We start from the raw sequence: 26,984 nt of genomic DNA, 5'->3' as shown, positions 1-26,984 counted from the left end.
CGACGAATCGCATCGTCGGCCCCGGCGCTCTGCCGCTATGCACGCGAGTTGATTCAGGGGGAACACTGTGCGTTCATCGATTCTGGCCGGTCTCACCGCGGCCGTGCTGTTCGTGACCGGTATTGACTTCGTGCATCCAGCGTCGGGCGCGCCTATACGGACGGATGTACCGCGGGTGGGCACGGCGGCGTCCCTGCCCTTGGTCCCGCCGAAGCCCTTGCCGATCCCGGCGTCGGCGAAGGCCGCCTCGGCCAAGGCCGATCACAAAGTCACGGTCCTGCCGGCGCCCGGGCCGTCCCAGCAGTCCCCGCAGTTGCCGGAGCCATCGCGCCCACCGGCCTCGGGGCCGGCTGCGGACAAGCCCGCACCGCCTCCGGCACGACACCCGCACGGTTCCTACGTTCCGCTCCCCGGCCCGGTGCCGTCTGCGCAGCACCTTCAGGCCAGCCTTCCTGCAACGGAGCCGTCGAACACGCCCCCGAGGAAGGCGAGTCGGCGGCATACGGGGCCAATCACGGCGGATGACGCCGCGACTCCAAGCGCACCGACCGGGGTGACAGGCGTGGCGCGGGACAGCGCCGTGCGGGTGTCGTGGACCGCGCCGGCCGACGACGGTGGAAACGCGATCACCGACTATCTGGTGACGGCGAGCCCGGGTGATGCGACGGCTTACGCGTCCGCGCCGGATACGTCGGTGTTGGTCAGCGGGCTGACCAACGGTACGGCGTACACCTTCACGGTCGCGGCGGAGAACGGGCAAGGGACCGGTGCGGCCTCGGCGCTGTCCGCGCCGGTGACACCGCAGCCGGCGGTCGCGGCGTCACCGGTGCAGAACCTCACCGTCCTCCCGGGCAACGGGCAGGCCACGGTGAGTTGGCAGCCGCCCGCCTCGGACGGCGGAGCGGACCTGACCTCGACGATCGTCATGCTCACCGAGGTCTCGGACAACTCCAGCAGCTACGTGCAGGTCGCCGTACCGACCACGACAGCCACCATCGCGAACCTGATCGACGGCGCCGCATACACCGCCACCGTCTGGGTGCAGAGCAGCGCTCTCATCTCTGGTGCGACGGTCGTGTCGCCGCAGTTCACGCCGAAGGCCGGGCCGCAGCCCGGGCCTCCGGCGTTGGTGATGGCCACACCCGGCGTCGCGCAGGCCACGGTCAGCTGGACCGCGCCCGCGGACGACGGCGGATCGCCGGTGACCGGCTACACCGTCACCACCTACGACCGGAACAACGCGGTCGTCGGCACGCCGATCAGCGCGACCGCCGCGACCACCACCGCGACGGTGACGGGTCTGACCAACGCAGCGTCCTACTACTTCGGCGTGACCGCCGCGAACAGCGCGGGAACCGGGCCGCAGCTGTACTCCACGCCAGTCACCCCAGCCGGTCCGCCTGCTGCGCCTACCGATGTGACCCCCCACCCCTCGAACCGGTCGGTGTACGTTTCCTGGACGCCTCCGGCGAACGACGGCGGCAGCCCGGTCACGTCCTACGTCGTCACGGCTGTCGGGACGTCGAGCACGCTCACCAAGACCGTGAGTTCGCCGAACGCGCTGTTCTCGGGCTTGGAGAACGGCACCGCCTATACGTTTTCGGCCACCGCTGCGAACGCGGTGGCCGGCAGCGGTCAGTCCTCCGCTCCCTCCTCGGCGGTGGCGCCCACCGGCCAGAGCACTCGGCCAAGCGGAACCCTGGTGCGCTATCCCCAGCCCCAAAGCCCCACCCCGGACACCCGGTACGTGGAGGCGCGCCAGCTGCCGGTGATGTCAGGGAACGGGCGATACATCTTCTACTACGGCGCCCTGTACGCCGAAAACCTGGACGGCAGCGTTCGTAACCAGGTCAGGAACGGCTGGTACCGGTACGATCTGTCGACCGCGACCACTGACACGGTCTGGGAGTACCCGGTCGGCACAACCTACCCGATTCCCCAGGGCCGCCAGTTCGACCGGTTCGGGGAACGGATGTCGCCGGCGGTCGCGAGCTATGACGGGCAGGTCTTCGCCAGCCAGTCGGGCCCGAACGCGAACATGTACGTGTGGCGGGCCGACACCGGCCAGGTGACGTTGGCCAGCGCCAATGCCTCCGGTGGGCCGACCACCGGTTACGTGGGGGCGCCCGCGCTGTCGGCCGATGGCAGCACCCTGGTGTTCGCGATCCAGGAGAACGCCGACATGGCCGACCACACCGCCTGCCCCGCATACGGTAGCCACTACGGCGACATGGACCGGGAACTGGTGCAGGGCGGCGGCGACATCTACCGCTTCGACACCGCCGGAAAGGTGCTCACCCGAATTCGGTTGAGCATGACGGCGCTGGCGCCGGACCCGACAGCGCCGATGCCTTGCATGGTGCCCACGCCATGGGAGCCCGCCGCTGTTTCGGCGGACGGGCGCCGGATCGCCAAGGAGGTGGATTACTGGGGTCTCAAGGTCGCTGATGGTCTGCAGTGCCCTGGCGGCGGCTACGAACCGACGATGTGCGGCTTCACTGAACAGCTGGGGGTCTTCGATGTGGCCTCGGACGGTTCGACGACCGGGACGTGGCTGGCTCGACAGTTGACGCCTGCTTCTCCCCCGGACGGGGCACAGGGTTACACGTGGATGCCGCGAATCGGCATGAGCGACGACGGCAAGACGGTCGGGGCGGTGCTCAGAACGTTTCCCACGGACCGACCCGAACAGGACAGCCTGGTCACCCTCGACCCGGCCGCACCGAACGCGGCGCCGGTGGCGGTCGCCGGGATCAAGTGGCCTGATGACTGGGGACTGACTGGCGACGGCAAGAAGTTCCGGGTCGGAATCCGGCCCGGCGGCTGGTACGACCAGGCACCGCAGGCTGGCGTCATCGACGTCGCCAGTCGCAGCTTGACGGTCGCCTCACAGGTCAACGGGGCCCTCGCTGACGCCCAGCCCTCCTTCGCCAGGCTCGCGTCCAACGCTGTCGACGCGACCGCCCGCAAGATGGTCATGGACACCACCTCGCCGAACATGCTCGGCGTCGGCGGCTGCCAGCCCGATCCCGTGGGTGGGTCCGGCTGCGCACCAGATCTCGTCGTCGTCGATCTGCTCACCGGTGCGGTCGGCATGCTCCCCAACCAGACGCTCGGCTGCGGATGCGGCAGCAGCTTGGCAGCCACCGCCGCGTTGCAGAACTTCGCCGGCGACCCGGTGAACACCGCCACCGGTTCCTACACCGAGTCCGTCGACGACGCCTCGCTGCCCGGGGTCGGACTGACCTTCGACTTCCGGCGCGTCTACAACTCGGCCGCCGCAGGTGTGTCCGGTCCGCTCGGGCCGGGTTGGACCCACCCGTACGCGATGTTCCTGAGGGTCGGCGGTAACGGCGACGCGACGCTCACGGCCGAAGACGGGGCCCAAGCCGTGTTCGTCAAACAGGCCGACGGATCATTCCAGGCACCGCCGGGCGTGGGCGCGACCTTGGCTACGGGCTCCGGCGGCTACACGCTGACGCTGCCCGACACCCAGGTCGACACCTTCAATGCCACAGGCCAGTTGGCCGCGATGCGGGATCGCGACGGCAGGGCGCTGACATTCGGCTACTCCGGCGGCCTCCTCACCAGTGTCACGGACAGCGGCGGACGGAAGGCCGTCCTCGGGTACGACGGCGCGAACCGGATCGCTTCGCTGACCATGCCCGACGGCCGTGTCACCGGCTACGGCTACGACGGCCCCGGGCGGCTGACCTCCGTCACCGATCCGGCCGGGAAGACCACCACGTACGCCTACGACGCCGACAACCGACTGATCACCATCACCGATCCCGACGGGCACCCGCAGGTACAGAACGCCTACGACCCCGCGACCGGCCGGGTTACCGGCCAGACCGAGGCCGGGGGCGCCGAGCCCCGGATGGCCTGGGACGCGGCCGGCGAAGTGGCCACCGTCACCGAGGACGGTGGCCGGGTCAGCAAGGACTACTACTCGGGCAACGTGCTGATCGCCCACGTCGACCCGGCTGGCGGCCGCACCAGCTACGGCTACGACGCGGAACTGCACCTGGTCGCGGTCACCGACCCGGCTGGGAACACCACGACGATGGCCTACGACGCGGTTGGGAACATGACCAGCCGCACCGCGCCCTACCCCCTGTCCTACACCGAGTACTGGACTTACGACTCACACCGCAACCTGCTGAGTTACACGGACGGGAGAGGCAACAAGCGGGTCAACACCTATGACACGGCCAACCGCGTCATATCCTCCACCGATCCCGAGGGCGGTACCTACACCTACGGCTACACCACCGGCGGCCAACTGGCCACGGTGACCGACCCGATCGGCAAGGCGACCTCCAGCACATACGATTCCGCCGGAAACCTCACCAGCAAGACCGATGCGCTCGGCAACCTCACCACCTATGCCTACGACGCAGCGGGTCACCTGACGGCCGTGGTCGACCCCCGGGGCAACGTCGCCGGTGCGGATCCGGCCAAGTTCACCACGGCGTACACGTACGACGCCGCAGGCCGGGTCGCCACGATCACCGACCCTGACGGCCGCACGACGACCGACAGCTATGACCCGGCCGGAGACCTGACAGCGCAGAAGGATCCGGCCGGGAACACCACCACCTACGTCTATGACACTTTCCATCGGCAAGTCGGCAAGACCGACCCGAACGGGCACACCACCACCACGACCTACAGCCCGCAAGGCGAACTGCTGTCGTTGACCGACGCGGTGGGCGCCAAGACGACGTACACGTACGACACGTCGGGACGCCTGACTTCTATGACAGATCCGCGCGGGAATGTTCAAGGCGCGAACCCCGCCGCCTACACCACGGCCTACACCTACGACGCGAACGGCGACCAGCTCAGCTCCGCCGACCCGCTGGGGCATGTCACGCGCCAGGTGTACGACGCGCTCGGTCGGGTGGTGGCGACGATCGATCCGGCCGGCGGGATCACCGTGCGGGCCTACGACGCGGACGGCAACGTGATCGCCTCCACCGATCCCGCCGGTGCCACCACGGCCGATGTCTTCGACAAGAACAACCGGCCCGCCTCGGTCACCGACCCGACCGGCGCGACAATCCGCTACGCCTATGACGCCGACGGTCGCACTCTCAGCGAGACGTCCCCGCTGGGCGAGACCACGTCGTGGACCTACGACGCGGACGGGCACATACTCACCGCCGTCGACGCGCGGGGCAACGTCGCAGGGGCCGACAAGGCGGCGTACACGACAACGTACGGCTATGACGCTGCCGGGAATCAGATCGCGGTCACCGACCCGCTCGGCCACAAGACCGCCTTCGCCTTCGACCCCGCGAATCTCACCACCTCGGTCACCGATCCGGCCGGGAACATCACCGCCTACGGCTACGACGCGGCAGGCCGGCGGTCCGCGGTCACTGATGCCCGCGGTCACACCACCACGTCGGCCTTCGACCCGGCCGGAAACTTGACCGCCACAGTGGACCCGCTGGGAGACAAGACTTCCCACACCTATGACGCGGCGGATCGCCAGGCCACGATGACCAGCCCGCGCGGCAACGCGCCCGGAGCGACCGCGGCGACGTACACCACGGCCTACGGCTACGACATGTCAGGGAACCGCGTCACAGTGACCGGTCCGACCGGAGCGGTGACCACCACCTCCTACGACGCCGACAGCCGAGTCGTCTCGGTCACCGACCCGCTCGGCCATACCATGACGACCGTCTATGACGCCGCCGGCGACGTCAGCTCGGTCAAGGAACCGGACGGAGCGACCCGGAGCAACGTCTACGACAAGGGACACCGGCTCGCCTCGGCCACCGACGCGCTGGGCAAGACCACGACCTTCACGAGAGACCCGGCGGGCCGCCTGCTCATCCAGACCGCGCCGATGGGCGATGTGAAGTCGTGGACTTACGACGCCGACGGCCGGACGGTCAGCTACACCGAACCGCGCGGCAACACAGCGGGTGCGAACAAGGCCGCGTACACCACGACCTACGGCTACGACGCCGCCGGGAACCAGACCACGGTCACCGACGCCCTCGGCCACACCGCCACCACATCCTGGGACGCGACCGGTGCCAAGTCCGCCGTCACCGACCCGAGCGGACGCACCACACGGTACGCCTACGACGTTGACGGTCGCCTCGTCTCGGTCACCGACCCGGCGAACGCCGTCACCGCCTACACCTACGACTCGGTCGCCAACCCACTCACCCGGGTGGATGCCGACAACCACACCACCGGCTACGGCTACGACGCCGACAACCGCCTCACCTCGGTCACCGACCCACTCGGCCAAACTCTCACCTACGCCTACGACGCGGACGGACACCGGACGACCACCATCAACCGGCGAGGCCAGACCGTCGCCACGACCTTCGACCCGCGCGGCCTGCCCACCGGCACCAGCTACTCCGACGGCACCGCGCCGACCTCCTACACCTATGACACGGCCGGCAGGATGACCGCCGCCACCGACTCCACCGGTAGCCACACCCTCAGCTACAACGCCGCCGGCCGGCTCGCCGGCGTGACCCAGCCGGGTGGAGGCGCCTTCGCCTACAGCTACGACGCCGCGGGCGACATCACCGGCCGCACCTACCCCGACGGCGCCAGCATCACCTACGGATACGACGCCGACAGCCGACCGACCAGCCAGACCAGCGCCGGAGCGACCACCGCCTTCGCCTACGACGTCGCCGGGAACCTCACCGGCGTCACCTACCCGTCCACCACCGGAGCCACCGAGAAGATCGGATACGACGCGGCCGGCCGACTCAATACCCTGACGACTGCTCGATCCGGCTCGGCGGTCGGAACCTGGCAGATCACCCGGGACGAGAGCGGCCGACCGACCGCGGTGTCCGCCACCCACGCCGGCACCACAGCCGACACTTCCTACACCTACGATCCCGCCGGCCGGCTCACGTCCGCTTGCCCCGCGATCGGGACAGGCGGCCTGTGCACGTCGGCTGGCGGCACGGTTCCCGGCGTCACGTACAGCTACGACAAGGTCGGGAACCGGCTTACACAGTCGGTGAGTGCTTCCGGCGGAGCCCCGGTCACCACGACCTACAGCTATGACGCCGCCGATGAGTTGACCTCAGCCGGCAGCCCGTCCGGAACCGTCACCCACGCCCACGACGCCGACGGAAACCAGATCGACGCCGGCCGCACTTTCGACGCCGCCAACCGGATCAGCTCGCAGAAGGCCGCCAGTGGGGCGACCGTAGCCTTCGCCTACGACGCTTTCGGCAACCGCGCCTCCGAAAAACAGGGTTCGGCCACTGTCATGCTGACCTGGGACACCAACAGCCCGATGGCCCAGCTCGCGACCCGAAGCGACGGCACGGGCACCGCCGACTACCTGCCGGACCCCCTCGGCCGTACCGGCCAGGCCAACGGGCCCGGCGGGCCGGTCTATCTGCTGCATGATTGGCAGAACAATGTCACCGACACTGTCGACGCCTCGGGGAAGCCGGCAGGCGCGCAATCGGCCGACTTCGACCCGTTCGGCCTCACCAGCACCGACATCGGCGCTTTGGACTCGGGACTGACCGGTTATGCGAGTCAGACCGTCAACCCCGACGCCACCACCTACGATCTGCGAGCGCGCCAGTACGATCCAGCAACCGGGCGCTTCTTGTCCCGGGATCCGCTGACCCGGTCCGCCACCGATCCCGCGACCTCAAGCTACGTGTACGCGGACGACGCGCCGACCTACCAGAGCGACCTCAGTGGGCTGACACCGCAGACGTCAGTCCCCGGGGACGGTTGGTGGAGCGGAGGGAGCACCTACCAGCACGACTTCACGCTGGAGATGGCCTGGGAACAGGAAGTCGGATTGCACGGTGTCGAAAACGTCTACGCGGACTTCGCAGGCGGCCACGGTGTTCTGGGCGGAGGCGCCAGGCTGAGTTACCCCACCTATTGGACCAAGACGGCCTATCCCGACCTGGTAGTCGCGGGGGTGCCGACACCCCGCGGCACCGGATACGCGGTCTGGGATGTGAAGCCCGCCTCCGTCTACGGGCGTAGCCAAACCGCGTCCGTGGACAAGCTCAAGGGATACGCGAACGGCCTCGGGCAGCTCACCGGCCAGTCTGTCGTCCCCGGCGACCCGGTCACCCCCGAAACCCGGATCTATCCCACCGACGCTTTCGGCGCTGAGGGGGTGATGCTGATGTTCAACGGACGCGACTGGGACACGTTCCACATCCCCGCCCCCAAGCCGAACGGCCGCTATCCGGCCGCTGACATCGCGCCGATCGCCGATACCGACGGCCTGATCTACTACCGGCTCGTCCGGTTCGGCAAGAATCAAGGCACCGGAGCCCGCACCGACGCCCTCATCGACCTGCTCGCCGAAGGCGCCGAGCTGAAACCGGACATGGCGATCTTCTGCCGCTCGACCGGCATCCCCGACGGCCGCACCGCCAACCCCCTGCGCTATGTCGGGCAGGCCACCGGCGCCGACATCTCCAGCCTCGTCGACGCGACGGCACTGACCGCCTTCCCGCCGGGACCCATCCACATCAGCTTCCCGCGCCCACTTCCGGTCACCGTTGGCGAAGGAAACGCCGGCTCCGGCGCCGGGTACCCGATACCGGCCTGGGGGTGGGGCGCCGTAGGAGGTGTGACTGCGGCCGTCGGCGCTGGACTGCTGTTGACCCTGCCGGAGGCGGAGATTCCGCTCCTGCTGGAGGAAGGCGCTGTCGCAGGGGCGCAAGCGTTGTGGGGGCTAGCCGCGTAGCCACCGGGAGACGGTTATGGGTTCGGGGTGATCGGTAGGTGGCAGACCACCCCGAACCTGGATGCCTGTGGTGGGGGCATCGATCTGCGATGGTGCGCCGAACAGCTCGCTGAGCAGGGTCTGCGCCTAGTACTAGTCGTCGTGCCGGTATCCGTCGGAGGCGAGCACGAGGTTCGAGGGGGCCAACTGTTGCGCGCGAGAAGGACCGCGGTGACCGCCGGGTCGTAGGGCAGGCGGCTGATTCCACAGTAGCTGAGCCGGAACGACTCGCTGGCGTGTGTGCGCTCGGCCAGACTGGAGCCGACGCCGGGTACCAGAACGAAGCGGCAGGAGCCTGCGGGATGAACAGTCCGAGGAACAGATAGCGGAGCTTCGCGAGTTGGCGGCTTCCCCAACACGCCGCCGGACGTAGCGGCGCGGGCCCGGATGGTGCTGCTGCGCAGGCGCGGGCTCACTCGCGGCGAAGTAGCCGCGCAGTGTGGCGTGTCCCCTGCAAACCGCCGACCGCTGGGTGGCCCGGTTCGCCGAGCACGGCGCTGCCGGACTCGCCAGCCGGCCGCGGGCCCGCACTCAAGTTTTTCGAACATGCCCGGGCCCGGGCCCTGAAGCTGGCTGCGGCCCTCTGAGCCGTTCGTGTCGCGTATCGCTTGCGGCGGCCTGGCTGCGCTTACATGCAGATCCAGTTGTGGCCGGTGGAGAAGTTGCTGCCCAAAGTGATGTTCTTGCCGGATTTGGGAAGTTCGATAACCGTCGCGCCGCCTCCGAGTACAATCCCCCACACGTCGTAGTGCGGATCACTTGAGCACCCGACTGAGCTGTTGTAGGAGAGGAAGTTGGTGTCCGCCGTCAGCCGACCGACCGGGCAGGCACCGGCGGCGTGCCCGCATACACTGCTAGAGCTGCCCGCGGCGCCGACCGCCCCATCGGCCACTTCGGCGTTGACAAGGATGTTCGCGCACTGCTCCACAACCCCGGCGCTGGTCTGGCACAAGGCCTCAGCCTCGGCCCAGACGTAGTACGGGTAGTAGACGTTGTTGCTAGAGAGGTCGAACGTGGGGATTGTCATGAGGTCGGCGCAGATGACGGCCTGGTTGCCGTACTGATCGCTACCGATGACCTCGCACTTGTGAGCCTCCTGTCCCACCGAGGCGTAGAGGATCGGGAATCCGTCGGATCCGGTATCCGCGTTGGCGGCCGGGATCCCGAGCGTGGCGATGAGGGCAAGGCCGGTTAGCAGGGCGGCCGTGCGCAGACGCGCGCGTGCGGTCATGAGAGTCTTTCCCCTTTCGGTGCATCCCACAGCAGGGGACGCCAGCCTGGTCGTGGTCGCGTTCTACTGCCGTGGCCGGACCGCGTAGGCCTTCGCCGTTGTTGGCGGCACGCGACGGGACTGGACCGAAACAGGGGTCCCGCTGTGCGCCCCGGAGTAGAACCTCACTTCGGTGCGGGATCAGCGTGGCATTCCACGCCACGCTGGTTCGGCCAGTAGACCAAGCGTCAAGGAACCGGCGACGCAATGCTAAGGACGGCAGCCGCGGCGCACCGGCATCGTTGTCAGCGAGCAACCTATTCGACGGTGTTTGACGATGTGATGGTGAGTGGTGATGTCATCGTCGTCGTGCCGTCCGCGGTGACACTCTCACCGATTCGCGGCACGTCGCCGCTGGGCGAATCGTTCGTCGACGGACGGCTGGCGGGCAGCGGGGGAGCAGCCGCGCGGTGAGACGAAGCCGGGCGGGACTCCTCCCGCCCGGCACCGCTCCCGCCCGGCGCCGCGAATCAGCTCCCGTACACCTGGAACTCCCACAGCGAGTAGCCGTACCCGGTGGCGCGGGTCGTGCCGAGCATGCGGACGTAGCGTCCGTTCCCGGAGACGGCCAGGTTCTGGACGCCGCCTGTGCCGCTGGTCGTGGAGTAGGCGGTGGTCCAGGTGGTGCCGTCGGTGGAGGTCTGGATCTTGAAGGCGGTCGCGTAGGCCGTCTCCCAGTTCAGATCGACGGCGGTGATGTTGTGCGGGGCGCCGAGGTCGACCTGGAGCCATTGCGGATCGCTCGGCGCGCTCGACCAGCGAGTCGTGGTGTCGCCGTCGGTGGCGGCGGCGGCCGGATACATCGTGCTCTGGGCGGACGAGGCCGTGGTCGGGCGTCCCTGGGACAGCAGGGTCGGTCCGCTCGTGATCGGCGTGCCCTGGACGGAGAACCCCCACAGCGAGTACCCGTAGCCGGTGCCCCGGGCGGTGCCGTACATGCGGATGTATCTGCCAGTGCCGGTGATCGTCAGGTCATCAGTGCCGCCCGCGCCGGTCGTGGTCGAGTAGACGGTCGTCCAGTTCGTGCCGTCCGGAGAGGTCTGGATCTGGTACGCCTTGGCGTAGGCGGCTTCCCAGTTCAGCGTCGCGTGCGTGATGGCGTAAGACTGGCCGAGGTCGACCTGGAGCCACTGCGGATCGCTGTACGCGCTGGACCAGCGCGTGCCGGGGTCGCCGTCGGTGGCGAAGGATGCCGGGAAGTTCGCGTTCTCGACGGACGAGGCGGTGGTCGGCTTGCCCTGGGCGATATCGACGCCTGATCCGCTCGGCGTGAAGTTCAGCGTCTGCTCGGCCTCGGTACGGGTCCCGCCGACGGCGTTGCCGGTGGCGTTCGTCCAGTTCCGCAGCGGGGTCGTCTCGGCGAGCCGGTTGGTGTCCGACGACATGGCCAGCATCAGGCCGCTGTACCGGTTGACGAGGCGGAAGGTGCCGGTCGTGTTCTTGATGATGAACCACTGCTGTCCGACGGTCGCACCACCCGCACCACCAGCACCGCCCGCGCCGAGCGCCGTGGCGGTCGGCTTCGTGCCCCACGCGCGGTTCGCGGTGGTACTGGAGTCGACGCCCAGCGCCTGACCGGTGCCGGCGTTGGTGATGGTGTAGGAGCCGTCACCGAGGGCCTTGAACGACCACGACTGCAGGGCCGAACCGGTCGCAGCCGGCACCGAGGTCGTCGCGGAGCTGCCGGACACCTGGGCCAGGACCCGTCCGGAGCCGCTGCCGATCAGGTAGGTCTTCGACGTGTCGACCGGCGGAGCCGCCGGTGCGGTCGAGCCGATGGTGATCGTGGCCTCGGAGCCGAGGTTCATGCAGTTGGTCGAGCAGTACGAGCGGAACGTCTTGCCGATGATCGTGGAGCTCGTCTTGTTGACGTTGTCGAGGAACCACCGGTACCAGGACCCGGTGGTGTAGCTGCTGCCGGTGTCGCCGAGGAGGTACCACTTCTGCGTCGTCAGGTCGTCGGTGACGTAGAAGCGCTGAGGCGCGCCGGTATCCTGGTTGATGACTTCGGGCTCGCCGATGTACAGGCCCAGGTAGGCGTCGTAGGCGATGTTCATGGTGAGCAGGTCGGACTTGGGCGGCAGCGTTCCGGCTGCTATCTGCTGGTCCGTGGTGCCGGTGTCGGTCGGGTTGTAGTCGTTCGCCACAGGCGTGTAGCCGTTGGCGTTCGCGGACGTCACCGGGACCATGTTGCTTTCCAGGCCGCCGACCCCGGGCTGCGACCAGGCGCCGTTGTACCACTTCTGCCAGGTCCCGGTCGCGAGCTTGCCGCTGATCGGAGCGCGTGCGACGTGTGCCAGGCTGTCGGTGTTCCCTCCGGCGCCGCCCTTGGGGACGATGCGCGAGGTGTAGTAGAGGTAGAAGTACCCTGATGCCGCGTCCGCGTACAGGCGCGGGTCGCCGTCGCCGTAGTCGTAGGACTGGTTCGGGAACGCGGTGGTGTCCCCGCGGGTGGTGCTGTACGGCGACGTGATCGCGTGGCCGGTGATCTTCCAGGTCTTGCCCTGGTCGTGCGAGACGGCCCAGTCGATCGAGTCGTAGTGCAGGCCGTCGCCGAAGGGCTGGCCGGTGAACTCGTTGTGCACCAGGCCGTACCAGTCGCCGGTGTCCGGGTCGACCCAGGTGCCGATCAGGTCGCAGTAGTTGCCCAGCGGGTATCCCGAACTCGGGGTCGCGGTGACGCCGGTGGGGCTGTTCTGGCAGCGCCAGACGGTGTTGGCGTTGCTGTCCTGGGGGTTGTTCGGATCGACCGCGTTGCTGATGGCGGTGTTCTCCGCGGCGGTGTCCATCGTGGTGCCGCTGAAGAACTGCCAGTAGTGGTCGGGCGTGGTCGCGGCGTCGTACTGGTTGTACGACTGCTGGAAGTAGAAGGTGCCGTCCTTGTCGATGTACGGGCCGGCCGGCGAGTCGGTCTGGTAGGGGAAGCTGCCCGTGGAGTCGACGGTGACGGTGTAGGTGGCGCTCGGCGGGGTGGCCGAGGCGGTGCCGGCCGTCAGTGGGCTGACGGTGATCGCGGTGGCCGCGGCCAGGGCGGCGACTGCGGCGAGCGCTCTTCGGGGGCGTGACGGGCAGGCCGATGAGGTGGGGATTCGGAACACGGCGGTGAATCCTTCCGTGGCGCGAGTGACACGGGACTTTAGTTCGCTTATTGTTCTAACTAACTCGGACGACTGTCAATACACCGCTTCACCAGCCGTGGTATGACGTGGAGCGACGACGCGACCTCAGGAGAGCCCCTTGCCCGCAGTGCCGAAGGACCCGGGTGCACCCCACCGCGCCCCGGTCACGGACCGTTCCTCGATCCGCCCCGGCAACCTCGGGTCGGTCCTCCGGCGCCTGCGCGACGACGGCCCGCGCTCCCGCACCCAGCTCGCCGCGGACACCGGGCTGCCGAAGGCGACCGTCTCCACCCTCGTGAACGAACTGACCGATCTCGGCCTGGTGCGCGAGGGCGATCCGCAGCGCAGCGAAGGCGCGATCGGGCGTCCGCGCCTGGCGGTGGAACTGGACGGGAGCCGGGTGTGCGGGATCGGCGTCGAGATCAACGTCGACTATGTCGCCGCGATCGCCCTGGATCTGCGGGGGCGGACCGTTTTCGAGCGCCGTGCCGCCGCCGACGTTCCCGCGCTGGGTCCGGCCGGAACGCTCGACGTCGTCGCCGAGCTCACCACCGAGGCCATCGCCCGGACCCGCGCCCAGGGCGTCCGCCCGGTCGGCATGACGATCGCGGCGCCCGGCGGCGCCGACGCGGCCGGCGGATCGATCACCACCGCGGTGAACCTGGGCTGGCGCGACGCCTCGATCGTCGCGCCGCTGCGCGAACGCTTCGGCCCGCACGCCCCGCTCCCGCCGATCGCCATCCGCAACGACGCTCACGTGGCGACGGTGGCGGAGTACGTGGCCGTGGCCGGCGACGGCGTGCGCGACCTGCTCTACGTGACCGGCGAGGTCGGCGTCGGCGGCGGCGTCTACAGCGGCGGGCGGCCGTATCAGGGTTCTCGGGGCCGGGCCTGCGAATTCGGGCACATGCCGATCAACCCCGAACCCGTCCCGTGCCCCTGCGGCCGGGTCGGATGCTGGGAGACGATGGTCGGCCTGGGGGCGTTCCTCGAACGCGCCACGGACTCCGGGGACGCCGTCCGGGACCCGCTGACCGACCGGGAACGGCGCCTGGCCGACCTGCACAGCCGCGCCGAGGCCGGCGACGAGCGCACGCTGACCGCGCTGCGCGAGGTCGCCGCCGGCCTGGGACGCGGCGTGGCACTGCTGGTCGACGCGTTCGACCCCGAACTCGTCGTGCTCGGGGGCTACTTCACCCAGTTCGCCGATTATCTGCTCGAACCGGTGCAGCGGACGATCGACGAACGGGTTCTGGCTCCGTCCACGGGCCGCTGCGAGGTGCGGCCGTCGACGTACCGGTACACCTCGACGGTCCGCGGCGGCGCACAGTTCGCTCTGGAACCGCTGTTCCAGGACCCCGTCGGGACGGTCGGGAGGAGCCCGGAGCTTTGATCGGCCCTCCGCGCGCCGTCGCGGGCGTTTCCGGTCAGCCCTTGAAGGCTTCACAGCCGGCTGAGCCGCAGCTCTGCGAGCTCTCCGCATCACCTTGAAAGCCCGCTCGTACGAGGTCGAGACGGCGGCAGCGGTGCGGACGCACCTCGGCCTGCCCGATAGGGACGGCGCCTGCTGCGCGACGTATGGGGCCAGGCCGCCGGCGACACCGGCCACCTGCGCTTTCACATGGCGCGCTGCGGCGCAGCTCGAAGCCGACCCGTAGCACCCGGTGCACCTGCTCACCGAGTTCGGGACCGGGTACCACTTCGTGCCAGAGACTCGGGCGGCCTGCGGCTGCGTGACGTTGGCGGGCAGCGATCAGGAGCTGGTCGCCGCGGACGGGCTCTACGCCGAGTTGTACGGGCTCCAACAGCAGGCTTACCGATAACACGGGGACGGCGACGATTAGCGGATGGCGATCGGCGATGGCGATGCCGAGGGTGAAGCGAAATGTGTTTCCTGCGAACGATTCTCAGTGGGCGTCCACGATGCCCATCGACACTGCGGTATCCGGTGTTGTTCGAGAATCGCAGCGCCTTGACGGTGAGGCGCGGGGCGGACACGATGAGGGAAACGTACAGGGGTCAAGGGGTGCCCGCCTGTTTGGCGAAACCCGCCATTCCATATCTCTCCTGTGGGAAAGCTTTGGTCGGTGGAACCGTGAACGATGTCGTGACCTTGTTCCCATTGATTCCCTTCGACCTCGACCACCTGCCCGGGCCGCTCAGCTTCGACCCGGCCGCGGTCGGCCTGCGCTACGGCCCGGCGGTCTTCGAGGGCCTGAAGGCCCACGCGCTGTCCGACGGCGGCGTGGGCGTCTTCCGTCTGGACGCCGTGGCGCGCCGGCTCGCGCCGACCGGGAATGGGTTCCGCGCGACGTCGGGGCGAGCCTGTGTCTCCGTCCTGTGATGATCGCCGCCGAGCCTGTGCTGGACCTCCGGCCGGGGCGCGAATGCCTCTTCTTCGTCTTGGCCTTCGTCACCGACAACTCTTCGGCGCCGAGGCCGGGGCCCTGACGGTTTGGGTGTGCCGGGACTACCCCGACGGAGCCCGGCAGCCGTTGCTGTGAAGAACCAATATCTTTTGGCTTGCCATGTTCCGGAAAGAGAAAACCCGGTCGTGCCGGGACCGGCATTGAATTTGTCCGGTCCGGGCCTGCGGATCGCGGAACGCCCCCTGGCGACCCACGTCGGCAAAGCTGTCAGGACCCTGATGGCTGGTAACGTTCTGCAGCGGCGCGAGCGGGGCGAGTTCGCATATTCATACAGTCACTGTTCTGCTGGCTCAGCGCCCAGAGAAAGTGCAGGGGGGAATGGAAAGCCGAAGTGTCGGCGTGCTCTTCAGTTCCGTCGACCGTTGGGAGGATTTTCCCGTAGCGTTCACCAGGGCCATGGGTGCTGTCGCTCTGGAGCAAGCCGAGCTGATCCATGGTGGTGTCGCCGGATCGCTCGGCGCTTGGCGACCGCTGCGGCCGATGTTCCTCGACCGGGACCACTACACAGAGGTCGGTCGGATCTCGGCGCGTCTGATGAGGCTGGCCTTGGACGCCTGCCGACGCAGGGCGGCGACCGCGGGCGAGCTGCGCGCGGCGCTCGGCGTTCCCGCCGACGATGTCAAGCTGTTGGTGTGCGACGAGCCGCTCGACGACGGTCTGCTCGTGGCCGCGCGTCCCGACATCGTCTACCGGTGCGGCGTGCCGTGCTTCGTCGAATTCAACATCGACGGGGCGCTCGGCGGAACGCTCCAGGTTGATCTTCTCGCCGAGCGGTTTCTGGACGTGTGCCGTTCGGTGGCCGGCGGCGAGAACATCCATCGTCCGGGCTCGGCGGTCGACGCGCGCTTCGCCGCGATCCGCGCGTCCTTGCGGCTTCCCGAGGGATCACGCCTCGCCATTCCGGTTTTCCGCAACGGCGCCGCTCCCGGGCTGGAGGATCCTCAGGCGTTCCTCGCTTGGCTTGAGCCGATGTGCGAGAGCGGGCGCCGCCACGGACTGGACACCGTCGCCTGTCTGATGGACCAGCTGACCGCCGAAGCCGAAGACAGCACTCTGATGCTGGACGGACGCCGTGTCGACGCGGTGTTCCGCCTCTTCCTGTCCTTCGACCAGCCGTCCGGGACCGGGCTGGACGCGCTGGTCCGCGCCGTCCGGGCGCGTCGGGTGGCGATGCACACCTCCGAGGCGACCTGGCTGCTGAGCGACAAGACGATTCTGGCCTGGTTGTGGCAGGATCGCCACCTGCTGCCGGTCCCCGACCGTGACCTCATCGAACGGCACATCCCCTGGACCGCCCTGTTCCCCGGTGAGGACGACGGGCAGGACGTGCCGTCAAAGCTCCTGGAGCGGCAGTCCGAACTGGTGCTCAAGCCCGTCGGCGGCTATGGGGGCAGCGGTGTCGTCCTCGGGCCGGAGGTGTCCCGGGACGAGTGGCACAGCGCGCTGATCGACGCGCGTGCCGAGGGCAGGCACATCCTGCAACGCCATGTCGTCCCCGACCGCCTGAAGCTCGACTTCGTGGACCTGTCGACCGGGGCGGTGGAAAGCGCCGACGTGCCGTTCGTACTCGGTCCGTACCTGTTCGACGGCGAGCCGTCCGGCGTCTTGGTGCGGCACGGCGTGCCCGGCGGAGGCCCGGTGCTCAACGCGCATCACGGAGCCGTGATGAGCACCGCGCTCGTGGTGGAGCGATGACGGGTCCGCGCGGCGCCCGATCGCCCGTCCGGGGGGAGCGGCTGGGTAGGGACTTCCGGCTGTTCCAGTCGGCGGTCGTCGCCTCGGACCTCGCCGACGGCATGTACAAGATCGCTGTGCCGCTGCTCGCATTGAGCATCACCCGATCCGCTTTCGGCGTCAGCCTCGTCGGGCTCGCCGTCCGCCTGCCGTGGCTTGTCACGACCCTGCCGGCCGGCGTGGCCGCCGACCGCTGCCATCCGCGGTCCGTTATGCGGTGGGCGTCCGGGCTGCGTCTGCCCCTGGTGGCTCTGCTCTGCGTTCTCGCCATGCTCCATCGGCTCCCGCTGTGGATGCTGGCCTCGACGGCGTTCCTCATCGGTTGCGCGGGAAGTTTCGTCGACGTCGCCGCGCAGACGCAGCTCCCGCGGTTGGTGCCGGAGGAACAGCTGACCCGGGCCAACGCCAGCTTGCAGTCCACTCAGACCTTCGTGGCCCAACTGCTCGGCCCGGCGCTCGGGGGAGTGGCGGTGGCTCTGGGGTCGGGCGGCGGTCTCGGCGCCGTGGTGGTCCTCTACCTGGTGACCGTGTTCACGCTCGGCCTCCTGCCGTCGGCCTCGTCGGCCTCGTCGGCCGCCTCCACCGCCGCCACGAACATTGCCGCCGCGACACCCTCCGCCGCGACCGAACCCGTCGCGCAGCCCCGGCGATCCGGCGTCCTGCGATCGATGGTCGCCGAGATCGGCGAGGGGCTGCGGTATTTCCGCGACCGCAGGGACCTGGTCCGCCTCGCGACCACGGCGGCCGTCAACAACCTGTCCTACGCGATGTGCTTGACCATGCTGCCGCTGTGGGCCGTGGCCCCCGGGCCGCTCGGCCTGACGGCCACGGGCTACGGCGTGCTGCTGACGGCTCTGGCGGTCGGCAGCATCACGGCCGGCTCGTTGTCCGGCAGGGTGCTGAGCCGGGTGGGCGAGCAGACGGTGCGCCGTCTGGGAGCGCCCGCGCTGGGACTGTGTTTCATGGCCATCGCGGTGTCGAACGTCCTGGTCGTGGCGGTCGCACTGTTCTGCTACGGCTTCGTGTCCATGGTCTGGAACGTCGCGGTCGTGTCCTACCGGCAGTCGACGATCCCGCGAGCGCTGTTCGGCCGGGTGAACGCCGCCTATCGCTGGTTGACATGGGGCGTGATCCCCGTCGGTGCATTGGTGGGCGGGGCGCTCGCCGCCCTCGCCGCGACCGACTGGGTGTTCTTCGTGGCCGGCCTGCTACCGCTTCTCGCCGGCCTGTTGCCGTCACCGGCGTCGTCTGTCTCACCGGCGTCGTCCGCCTCACCGGCCCGCGCCGCCTCGGCCGGCGACTCGACCCACGACTCCGGTGCCGACCGCTCCGACGCCGGCGATCTTCCTGCCGAACCCGACAGAAAGTTGGTGTCCCGCATGTCGTTCCTGCATGACCTGCTCGCCGAGCAGGGCTTGGCGAACCCGGAGCGCGTCGTCGCGCTCCTGGGGGACGCGTCGGTCACGTACGGCCAGGTCGAACTCCGCGCCGACCATGTGGCGGCGGCGTTGGCCGCCCACGGCGTCAACCCCGGCGACCGGGTCGGACTGCTCATGTCGCGATCGCTGGACCTGCTGCCCGCCGTCTTCGGCGTGCTGCGCGCCGGCGGCGTCTGCGTCCCGGTCGACCCCGAGGACCCGGCCGAGCGGCGGGCGACGATCCTGGCGTTCTCCGGGGTGAAGGTCGTCGTCACCGAGCGCGCCATGGCCGATGAGCAGGCTCCTGACGGAGTGCCGGTGCTCGCCGTGGAGGACCTGCTCGCCGAGGGGTCCGGTCTGTCCGGCGGGCCCGCGGCCTTGGCCGAGGATGCTCTGGCCTTCATCTTCTACACGTCGGGATCCACCGGCACCCCGAAGGGTGTCATGCTGACCCACCGCGCGCTGCTGGCCGGCCAGCGGTGGCTGCAGCGCACGTTCCCGCTGGAGCCCGGCGACCGCCAGCTGCTCCGCACCACGTTGAGCATCACCAACCTGGTCCGCGAGGTGTTCTGGCCCGTGCTGTCCGGCGGTGCCGTCGTGATCGTGCCCCCCGGCGGGCACAAGGATCCCGACCAGCTCGTCGAGCTGATCAATTCCGGCTCGGTGACCACCGTGATGGTGGTCCCGGCCCTGCTGTCCGGGATCCTGGACAACCCGGCTTTCGCCGCGAACACCTCGCTGAAGTACGTGTTCTGCAGTAGCGACGTGATGCCGGGATCGCTGCCGGACCGGTACTTCGCGACCAGTCTGGGCGCTCGCCTGTTCAACGTCTACGGGCTCACCGAAGCCCTCTACAGCACCTACTGGGAGTGCCTGCCCGGCGCGGTCTACGAGGGCTTCGTGCCGGTGGGCCATCCGGCGGAACTGACGCCCCGGGTCCTGGACGAGCGGTTGCGCCCGGTGCCGGCCGGCGAGGTCGGCGAGCTGTGTCTGGCCGGCGTCGGCATCGCCGAGGGCTACGACCGGCTCCCCGAGCTGACCGCGGCCAAGTTCGCCATGACCGATCAGGGACGGGTCTTCCGCACCGGCGACCTGGCGCGTCAGGGTGCCGACGGCTGCCTGGAACTGCTGGGCCGGGCCGACGACCAGGTGAAGATAGCCGGGTACCGGGTCGAACTCGGCGAGGTCGAGGCCCGGCTGTGCGAGATTCCGGGCGTCACCGGCGCCGTGGCGTCCGGACTGCGCGACGCCGGCGGGCATCAGCGTCTGGTCGCCCACCTCACCTGCGACGGCACCCCGCCGACCGCAGCGGCGCTCCGTGCGCGTCTGGGCGAGCGACTGCCGTACTACATGGTCCCGGCGGTGTTCACCGTCATCGACGCCATCCCGCTCACCCACAACGGCAAGGTCGACCGGCGTGCGCTCCAGGACCTCGGCGGCGCTCACCTGGAGCTGACCGAGGACTACACCCCGCCGCGCAACGAGCTTGAGGCATATCTGTGCGAGCTGTGGGCCGAGCTCCTCTCGGTGCCGCGGGTCGGCATCCACGACAACTTCTTCTCTCTCGGCGGCGACTCCATCCAGGGCTTCCTGATCAGCGCCCGCGCGAACCGAGCCGCCATCTCGCTGAGCGCCACGCAGGTCTTCACCACACCGACGGTGGCCGAAACCGCGGCCTCGATCGAGGAACAGCGCCGCACTCAGCCCGAGCGCGCGGGCGCGTTCGATCCGCAGACATTCACCGTCAGCGAGGCCGATCTCGCCGCGGTGCGAGCCGCGGCGGTCGACCCGGACGGCATCGAGACGGTGTACCCGCTCACTGAGATGCAGAAGGGAATGCTCTTCCACTCGCTGCTGGACCCGCGGTCCGGGGTGTACTTCGAGCAGTTCCTCTACACCATCGACGGCGAGATCGACCTCGACGCCTACCACCACGCGTGGCAGCGGGTCGTCGACCGGCACGAGATCCTGCGGGTGTGGATCGCGATGCGGGGCCTGGCCGAGCCGCTGCAAGCGGTCCAGTCCCACGCCGAACTGTCCTGGACCGTCCTGGACTGGACCGGCTACTCCGCCGACGAGCAGCGCGAGATGCTGGAGCGCCGGCTCGACGACGACCGCCGCCAGGGCTTCCCCTACGATCGGGCGCCGCTGTTCCGGCTGACGCTGATCCGGCTCGGTGCGGCCGCCTACAAGCTGGTGATGAGCTACCACCACTTGATCCTCGACGCCTGGTCGCTGTTCGTGCTGCTGCGTGACTCGATGGAGATCTACCACGCGGCCCTGACCGGCCGCTCGCCCGAGCTGCGTCCGACCCGCTCCTTCGGCGACTACGTCGCGTTCCTGGAGCACGAGGACGTCGCCGGGGCCCGGGACTACTGGCTCGAACGCCTGGCCGGTTTCCGTCGGCCCACGGTGATCGGCCGATCGGCGCGCCTCGGCCTTTCGGCCAGTTCCCAGGAGATGCACGCCGAGGCCCGTCTGGACCTGGGGGAGGAGCTGACCGAGCGGCTGCTGGCCTACGGACGTGCCCACCGGCTGACCCTCAACTCCCTGGTCCAGGGTGCGTGGGCGGTGGTGGTCGGCGGGTTCAGCGGGCAGCAGGACGTCTGCTTCGGCATCACCATCACCCACCGGCCGGTCGCCCTGGCCGGGGTCGAGGACATCGTCGGCATCTTCATCAACAGTCTGCCGATGCGGGTGGCGCTGGACGCCGGAGAGCCGATCGGCCGGTGGTTGCAGGAGGTGCAGCGGAACCAGGTCGCGGCCCGGGCCCACGACCACTACCCGCTCCCGCTCATCCAGCAGCGCACCGATCTGCCCAGCGGTCAGCCGCTGTTCGAGTCGCTGCTGATCTTCGAGAACTTCCCGCGCGGCACGGGCTGGAGCGGGCAGGCCGGGCTGGACGTCCGGCAGGAACGCTACGTCGGCTGGACCAACTACCCCTTCGCCATCGAGGCGATGCCCGAGGAGCAGTTGTTCTTCCAGGTGAAGTACGACCTGGCATTCTTCTCGCAGGACTCGGTCGAGGCCATCCTCGACGCCTTCCGGACGGTGCTGACCGCCATCGCCGACGGAGGCACCGACTCGGTGGGCAAGCTCATCGGCCACATCGCCGAGGGCCGGCCGGCGCCGTCGGCCGCGCCCGACGCGGTGGAGAGTGCGGCCGTCGCGTCGTGGCCCGCGCGCGGCACGGCCTCGGTCGTGGCCGTCACCGCGCCGGCGAGCACCGAGGACGAGATCGCCCTCGCCCGGCTGTGGGCCCGGGTGCTCCAGGTGGAGCAGGTCGATATCGACACCTCGTTCCTCGCGCTCGGAGGCAGTTCGCTGGCCGCTCTGCGACTGGTGTCCCTGGCTCAAGCCGAAGGTTTCGACTTCGAGCTCAGCGAGCTGTTCACGCCCGACTGCACGATCCGGAGCCTGGCCGCCGCCTAACGCGTATCCGGCCAGGCACCGACCCGTCTGTGGTCCGAGGGCGCCCGATCCCGCAGCGCCCCCGGACCACGCGCGACGACCAGTCCAGCTCGCAGAGAGGCAGCACCATGGAGCACCCGCCGGGCGCCGTGACCGGCGCCGAGGACGTCAGCGCCCTCCTCGGCGAGCTCGCCGAGCACGGCGTCATCGTGCGCGCCCGCCGAGGCCGGATGGTCGCCGACGCGCCTCGGCAGACTCCTGTCGCGCTCTTGGACCGGCTCGCGGCGTCCGAACAGACTGTGCTTGACGCGATCGCCGACAACCCCGGCCAGCCGGGACCCGTCCTGGCCGCCGGTCCGGAGTCCGCTGAGCCGTTCGCGCTGACCGACCTGCAGAGCGCCTACCACGTTGGCGAGTCGACCTACCCCCAGCTCAGCACGCCCGCGTACATCGCCCACGGGTTCGAGGTCCCCGACCTGGACGCCGAGAAGTGGACTCGTGCGCTGCGCACCGTCTTGGAGCGTCACGAGATGCTCCGCGTGCGTCTCGACGACGCCGGACGGCAGGAGGTCACCCGACTCGCCGAAGACTGGCAGCCCACCGTCGTCGACTGGCGGCACCTGGACTTGGATGCCGCACAAGCCCGCAGCGCGTTCCAGGGCCAGAAGGAGGGAGCCGCGAACCTGCTCCCTCGGCTGGAGGACGGTCCACAGCTGGGCTGTGCCGTGTACATGGCCCGTGACACCGCGTTCGTCCTGCTGACGATGCGCCTGTTCGTTCTGGACGCGCGATCGATCGGGCTGCTCTGCCGCGATCTGGCAGCAGCCTACGAGGGGGCCGACTTCGCGGCACCGGCCGGCCCGGCCGGCCTTGCCCGACGTTACGTCGCCGCGGTCGAGCGGCACCGGAGCAGCCAGGCGTATCGAAACGCGATCGCCTACTGGACGCGTCGTGAGGCGGAGATGCCGCCGCCGCCCACCGTGCCGGCGCCGGCCGTTCCGGCGCGCGCACGATTCGCGCGCACCCGACACCGGCTGCCCGCGCCGCTCTGGGATCGGCTTCGCACCCGCGCCACAGACGCGGGACTGTCAGCGAACACCGTGCTGTGCGCGTCGTATGCCGAAGTCCTGCGGCGCTGGTCCGGTCAGCCCTCGTTCACGATCACGGTCCTGGTCGCGACCCGGGGCATGGTCGTCCCCGCATCACAGGACCTTGAGAACGTCCTGGACGGGGCGGTCGGCAACTTCGGCAGCACCCTGCTCCTGGACTGCCACGGCGACGCGGACGGATTCACCGAGCGGGCAGCGGCGCTCCAGCGGCGCCTGATGGAGTCGCTCTCGCATGTCTGGGTGTCAGGAGTCGAGGTCGCCCGGCGCGCGCGGCGCCGCGCCGGCTCGCCGGCGATGGTGGGCAGTCCGTTCGTCTTCGCCTCGGGCCTGGACGCCTCGGCGACCCCGCTTCCACCGCACCTGCGGCTCGACGGCTGGGACCTGGTCTTCAAGTCCATGCACACTCCCCAAGTCCTCCTCGACCACCAGGTCTCCGAGGAAGACGGCGAGCTGATCTGCAATTTCGACTACGTCGCCGAGGCATTCCCCGAAGGCTTGGTGGAAGAGCTCGCCGCGGCCCATGCCGATCTCCTGCGACGTCTCGCCGACGATCCGCGGCAGTGGACGACGCCTCAGGCACCACCGCTGCCCGAAGCTCTGGTGGCCGCCCGCCGCGCGGCCAACCGCACCGACCGCGCCTTCCCGGGCGGCTCGGTGCTCGACGGTCTGCGAGTCGGAGCTCGCGACGCCGCTGACAGCCTGGCCTTCCTCGGTGAGGCGGGGCCGATCACCTATCGCGAAGCCGGCGGCATCGTCGCACGTACCAGAGTCCTGCTCGCATCCGCCGGTGCTCTCCGGGGCGAGCTGGTCGGAGTGCTGGCCCGCAAAAGCCCTGCCCAATACCTGGCAGCGCTCGGCGTCATCGATCACGGCGCCACATATGTGCCGCTGGGCGTGGACTGGCCGCCAGCTCGCCTGGACGCGCTGCTGAAGCGTCATGGCATCGGCCACCTGCTGGCTGACGAGGAAGGCGTCCGGCTCGCGGCACAGCTGGAATCCTCCGTCACGGTCATCGCTGTCGACAGCGTCGAGACGGAAGTCCGAGACGACCTGGACGTCCACGCCGTGACTGCTCCGGACGACCTCGCCTACGTCATCTTCACCTCGGGATCCACAGGCACGCCGAAGGGTGTCGCGATCCCGCACAGCGGACTGCACAACACGATTCAGGACATGGTCGAACGCTTCGACGTCGGCCCGGCCGACCGAGTGCTCTCGCTGTCCGAACTGCACTTCGATCTGTCCGCCTTCGACCTGTTCGGCGCGCTGCACGCCGGCGCGGCCGTGGTCGTACCACCCTGCGGACCGCGGCCGGATCCCGAGCTGTGGGCGCGCTGGGTGCGCGACAGCGGAGCGACGATCTGGAACACCGTGCCGGCGCTGCTGGAGATGCTGCTGGACCACCTGGCCGAGCGCGCCGCCGAGACTCTCAGCGGACTGCGGTTGATCCTGCTGAGCGGTGACTGGATCCCGCTCGGCCTGCCCGAGCGGATCCGCCGCGCCTGCCCGAAAGCGAAGCTGATCGCCTTGGGCGGCGCGACTGAGGCCTCGATCTGGTCCAACTACCACGTCGTCGTCGAGCACGTGGACCCCGCCTGGAAGTCCATCCCCTACGGCCTGCCCCTGGCCAACCAGCGCTACCACGTCCTGGACGCACAGCTCGACGACGTGCCGACCTGGGTGCCCGGAGACCTCTTCATCGCAGGAGACGGACTCGCCAGGTGCTACTACGGCCAGCCTGAGCTGACCGCTGCCCGGTTCCCGACGCATCCGCGTACCGGCGAGCGCCTCTACCGGACAGGCGACCACGGCAGGTACTGGCCCGATGGAACCCTGGAGTTCCTCGGCCGCTCCGACAACCAGGTCAAGGTCCGTGGATACCGGGTCGACCTGCTGGAAGTCGAACAGCAGTCGGGCTTGCTCCCCGGCGTCCAGGGCGCCGCCTGCGTGGTGACCGGGACCGGTGCCGACAGCCGCCTCGTGGCGTTCATCCAGCCCGCCGATGCCTCCGGCGGATCCCTCGACCCGGGCATGCTGCGCAGCCGTCTCGCTGCCGTACTGCCCGGTTACGCCGTGCCGAGCGTCTTCCACATGGTCGAAGTCCTTCCGCTGACCGCGAACGGCAAGCGCGACACGCGGGCACTGCTGGCCCTCGCCGCCGAAGCGGGCTCCGAAAGCCCGAAGGACGCGCCGACCGGCGGCCGCCCGCCGCGCAACGAGCGCGAACGAAGTCTGTTCCGCCTGTGGCAGCAGGTGTGCACCGCGCCGGTCCGCTCGATCGACGACGACTACTTCGCGATCGGCGGAAGTTCGGTGTCCGCGGTTCGGCTGCTGCGGCTGATCGGCGACGAGTTCGGGGTGCGACTGCCGCTGTCCACCCTCTTCGAAGCTCGGACGATCGCCGAACAGTGCCTCCTGCTGGACCGGCGCGCGCAGCGGACCCTGGTGCCCATCCGGCAGGGCGAGGGGCCGATCGTGGTCCTCGTCCATCCGGTGGGCGGTCACCTGCTGGGCTATCGCCCGCTCATCGAGGCGCTGCCCGCCTCGTTCGCGGTCTACGGGATGCAGAGCCCGCCGGCCGAAGAGCTCCCGGGCACGCTGGGCGAGCTCGCGGACGAGTACACCGCCGCACTGGACGCGCTCGGCACCCCGCTGCACCTGCTCGGCTGGTCACTCGGCGGAGTGCTGGCAGCGGAGACCGCCACACGGCTCGAACGCGCACCCCTTTCGGTGACCGTGGTCGACAGCTACGTGGCAGCTCCCGACGACCTCGGCCGAACCGGCACCGAACCCGACGAGCGGACCGCCGCCGCCTCGTTCTTCGCCGACCACCTGCGTCAGCGCACTGACCTGGAATCAGCGGCCGTCGACATCGACCTCCCCGCGGCGCATCGGGATCCCTTCGGCCACCTCGCCGAACGCCTGACCGGCGAGTCGAGCGCGGAGCTGCGCGAACTGTACGGCCAGTTCCGCGCCCTCTACCGAATGCTGCTCCGGCACCGCCCGCAGCCGCTCCCCGACAGATGCCCCGTGACGTACGTGCGGGCCGAGCGCGAGGACGCCCATGCGTTCCCCGGACTGACACCGCTGTCAGCGCACCCGGCAGGCCTGGTCCCGTCCGGAACGCGGGTCGTCACGATGCCCGGCACCCATTACTCGATCGTCCGCGAGAACGCCGCGCACACCCTCGCCGATCTGTTGGAGGCAAAGGCGCGCAGCACTTCGGCACGACCGTCGGAACCGACGATTCACAACATCGACAAGAAGGCGAGAGACCGGTGACCGGTAAGACGATCGACGACATCGTGGTGTTCGGCGAGACCGCGGGCGAGGTGCGCCACGTCAAGAAGGGCCCGGACCGCTGGATATCCGGCGAGCTCGCGATCACCAACACCCTGCAGTTCGCCAGCCCCGACGGGGCCTTCACGGCGGGCGTCTGGGAGAGCACGCCCGGCAAGTTCAAGGCCGTGTACGAGGAGGACGAGTTCTACCACATGCTCCACGGCAAGGTGGTGATCGCCGACGAGGACGGCAACGCGCGCACCTTCCTGCCGGGCGACACCATCGTGGTCCCGGCCGGCTTCACCGGAACCTGGGAGGTCCTGGAGCCGACCAAGAAGTTCTACGCCCACTACCGTCCCACCGGCGGACCGGCCGTTCCGGTCGCGAACGCCGTCGCCGCGGACGGCCCCGCCGAGCCTTCGGCGTGAGCCGACCACCCCGA

General features: G+C 69.4%; 11 protein-coding genes. 9 read left to right on the top strand and 2 right to left on the bottom strand.

The window, feature by feature from the left end; all coding sequences use genetic code 11:
• Positions 1–67 precede the first annotated feature (67 nt).
• Complete coding sequence (locus tag ABH935_RS45965; protein WP_370384321.1) at positions 68–8,731, top strand: fibronectin type III domain-containing protein; 8,664 nt, start codon at positions 68–70, stop codon at positions 8,729–8,731.
• Positions 8,732–9,398: 667 nt separating this feature from the next.
• Here the strand turns inward: ABH935_RS45965 and ABH935_RS45960 are convergent.
• Positions 9,399–10,001: a hypothetical protein gene (locus ABH935_RS45960; protein ID WP_370384320.1), complete on the bottom strand. Its 603-nt coding sequence runs from the start codon at positions 9,999–10,001 to the stop codon at positions 9,399–9,401.
• Positions 10,002–10,307: 306 nt separating this feature from the next.
• On the opposite strand from ABH935_RS45960, the gene ABH935_RS45955 reads away from it, so the two are divergent.
• Positions 10,308–10,454: a hypothetical protein gene (locus tag ABH935_RS45955; RefSeq protein WP_370384319.1), complete on the top strand. Its 147-nt coding sequence runs from the start codon at positions 10,308–10,310 to the stop codon at positions 10,452–10,454.
• Between the two features lie 56 nt (positions 10,455–10,510).
• Here the strand turns inward: ABH935_RS45955 and ABH935_RS45950 are convergent, their stop codons facing one another.
• Positions 10,511–13,138, bottom strand: a complete 2,628-nt coding sequence (locus ABH935_RS45950; RefSeq protein WP_370384318.1) for a discoidin domain-containing protein — start codon at positions 13,136–13,138, stop codon at positions 10,511–10,513.
• A gap of 148 nt (positions 13,139–13,286) precedes the next feature.
• Between ABH935_RS45950 and ABH935_RS45945 the strand changes: the two genes are divergently transcribed.
• The 7 genes from ABH935_RS45945 to ABH935_RS45915 all read left to right on the top strand — a co-directional run bounded on the left by ABH935_RS45945 (position 13,287) and on the right by ABH935_RS45915 (position 26,970).
• Positions 13,287–14,552 carry an ROK family protein gene (locus ABH935_RS45945; protein ID WP_370384332.1) on the top strand — a complete coding sequence of 422 codons (1,266 nt, stop codon included), beginning with the start codon at positions 13,287–13,289 and terminating at the stop codon, positions 14,550–14,552.
• Positions 14,553–14,823: 271 nt separating this feature from the next.
• Positions 14,824–14,982 carry a hypothetical protein gene (locus ABH935_RS45940; RefSeq protein ID WP_370384317.1) on the top strand — a complete coding sequence of 53 codons (159 nt, stop codon included), beginning with the start codon at positions 14,824–14,826 and terminating at the stop codon, positions 14,980–14,982.
• 272 nt (positions 14,983–15,254) lie between these two features.
• Entirely contained in the window at positions 15,255–15,503 is a 249-nt protein-coding gene (locus ABH935_RS45935) for a hypothetical protein (RefSeq protein ID WP_370384316.1), read from the top strand.
• Between the two features lie 481 nt (positions 15,504–15,984).
• Complete coding sequence (locus ABH935_RS45930) at positions 15,985–17,283, top strand: hypothetical protein (RefSeq protein WP_370384315.1); 1,299 nt, start codon at positions 15,985–15,987, stop codon at positions 17,281–17,283.
• The gene (locus ABH935_RS45925; protein WP_370384314.1) at positions 17,280–22,172 is read left to right on the top strand and encodes an amino acid adenylation domain-containing protein; all 4,893 of its coding nucleotides are present in this window, start codon (positions 17,280–17,282) and stop codon (positions 22,170–22,172) included. The genes ABH935_RS45930 and ABH935_RS45925 overlap by 4 nt, the downstream gene beginning before the upstream one ends.
• A 107-nt stretch (positions 22,173–22,279) precedes the next feature.
• Entirely contained in the window at positions 22,280–26,542 is a 4,263-nt protein-coding gene (locus ABH935_RS45920; protein ID WP_370384313.1) for an amino acid adenylation domain-containing protein, read from the top strand.
• Positions 26,539–26,970 (top strand): cupin domain-containing protein, encoded by a 432-nt coding sequence (locus ABH935_RS45915; RefSeq protein WP_370384312.1) that lies wholly within the window; start codon positions 26,539–26,541, stop codon positions 26,968–26,970. Before ABH935_RS45920 ends, ABH935_RS45915 begins: the two co-directional genes overlap by 4 nt.
• The last annotated feature ends 14 nt before the right edge of the window (positions 26,971–26,984 follow it).

The sequence above is a fragment of the Catenulispora sp. GAS73 genome (assembly GCF_041262085.1).
In the GTDB taxonomy this organism is placed as follows: domain Bacteria; phylum Actinomycetota; class Actinomycetes; order Streptomycetales; family Catenulisporaceae; genus Catenulispora.
Note: the sequence above shows the minus strand (reverse complement) of the source record. Positions and strands in the feature narration are given on the sequence as shown.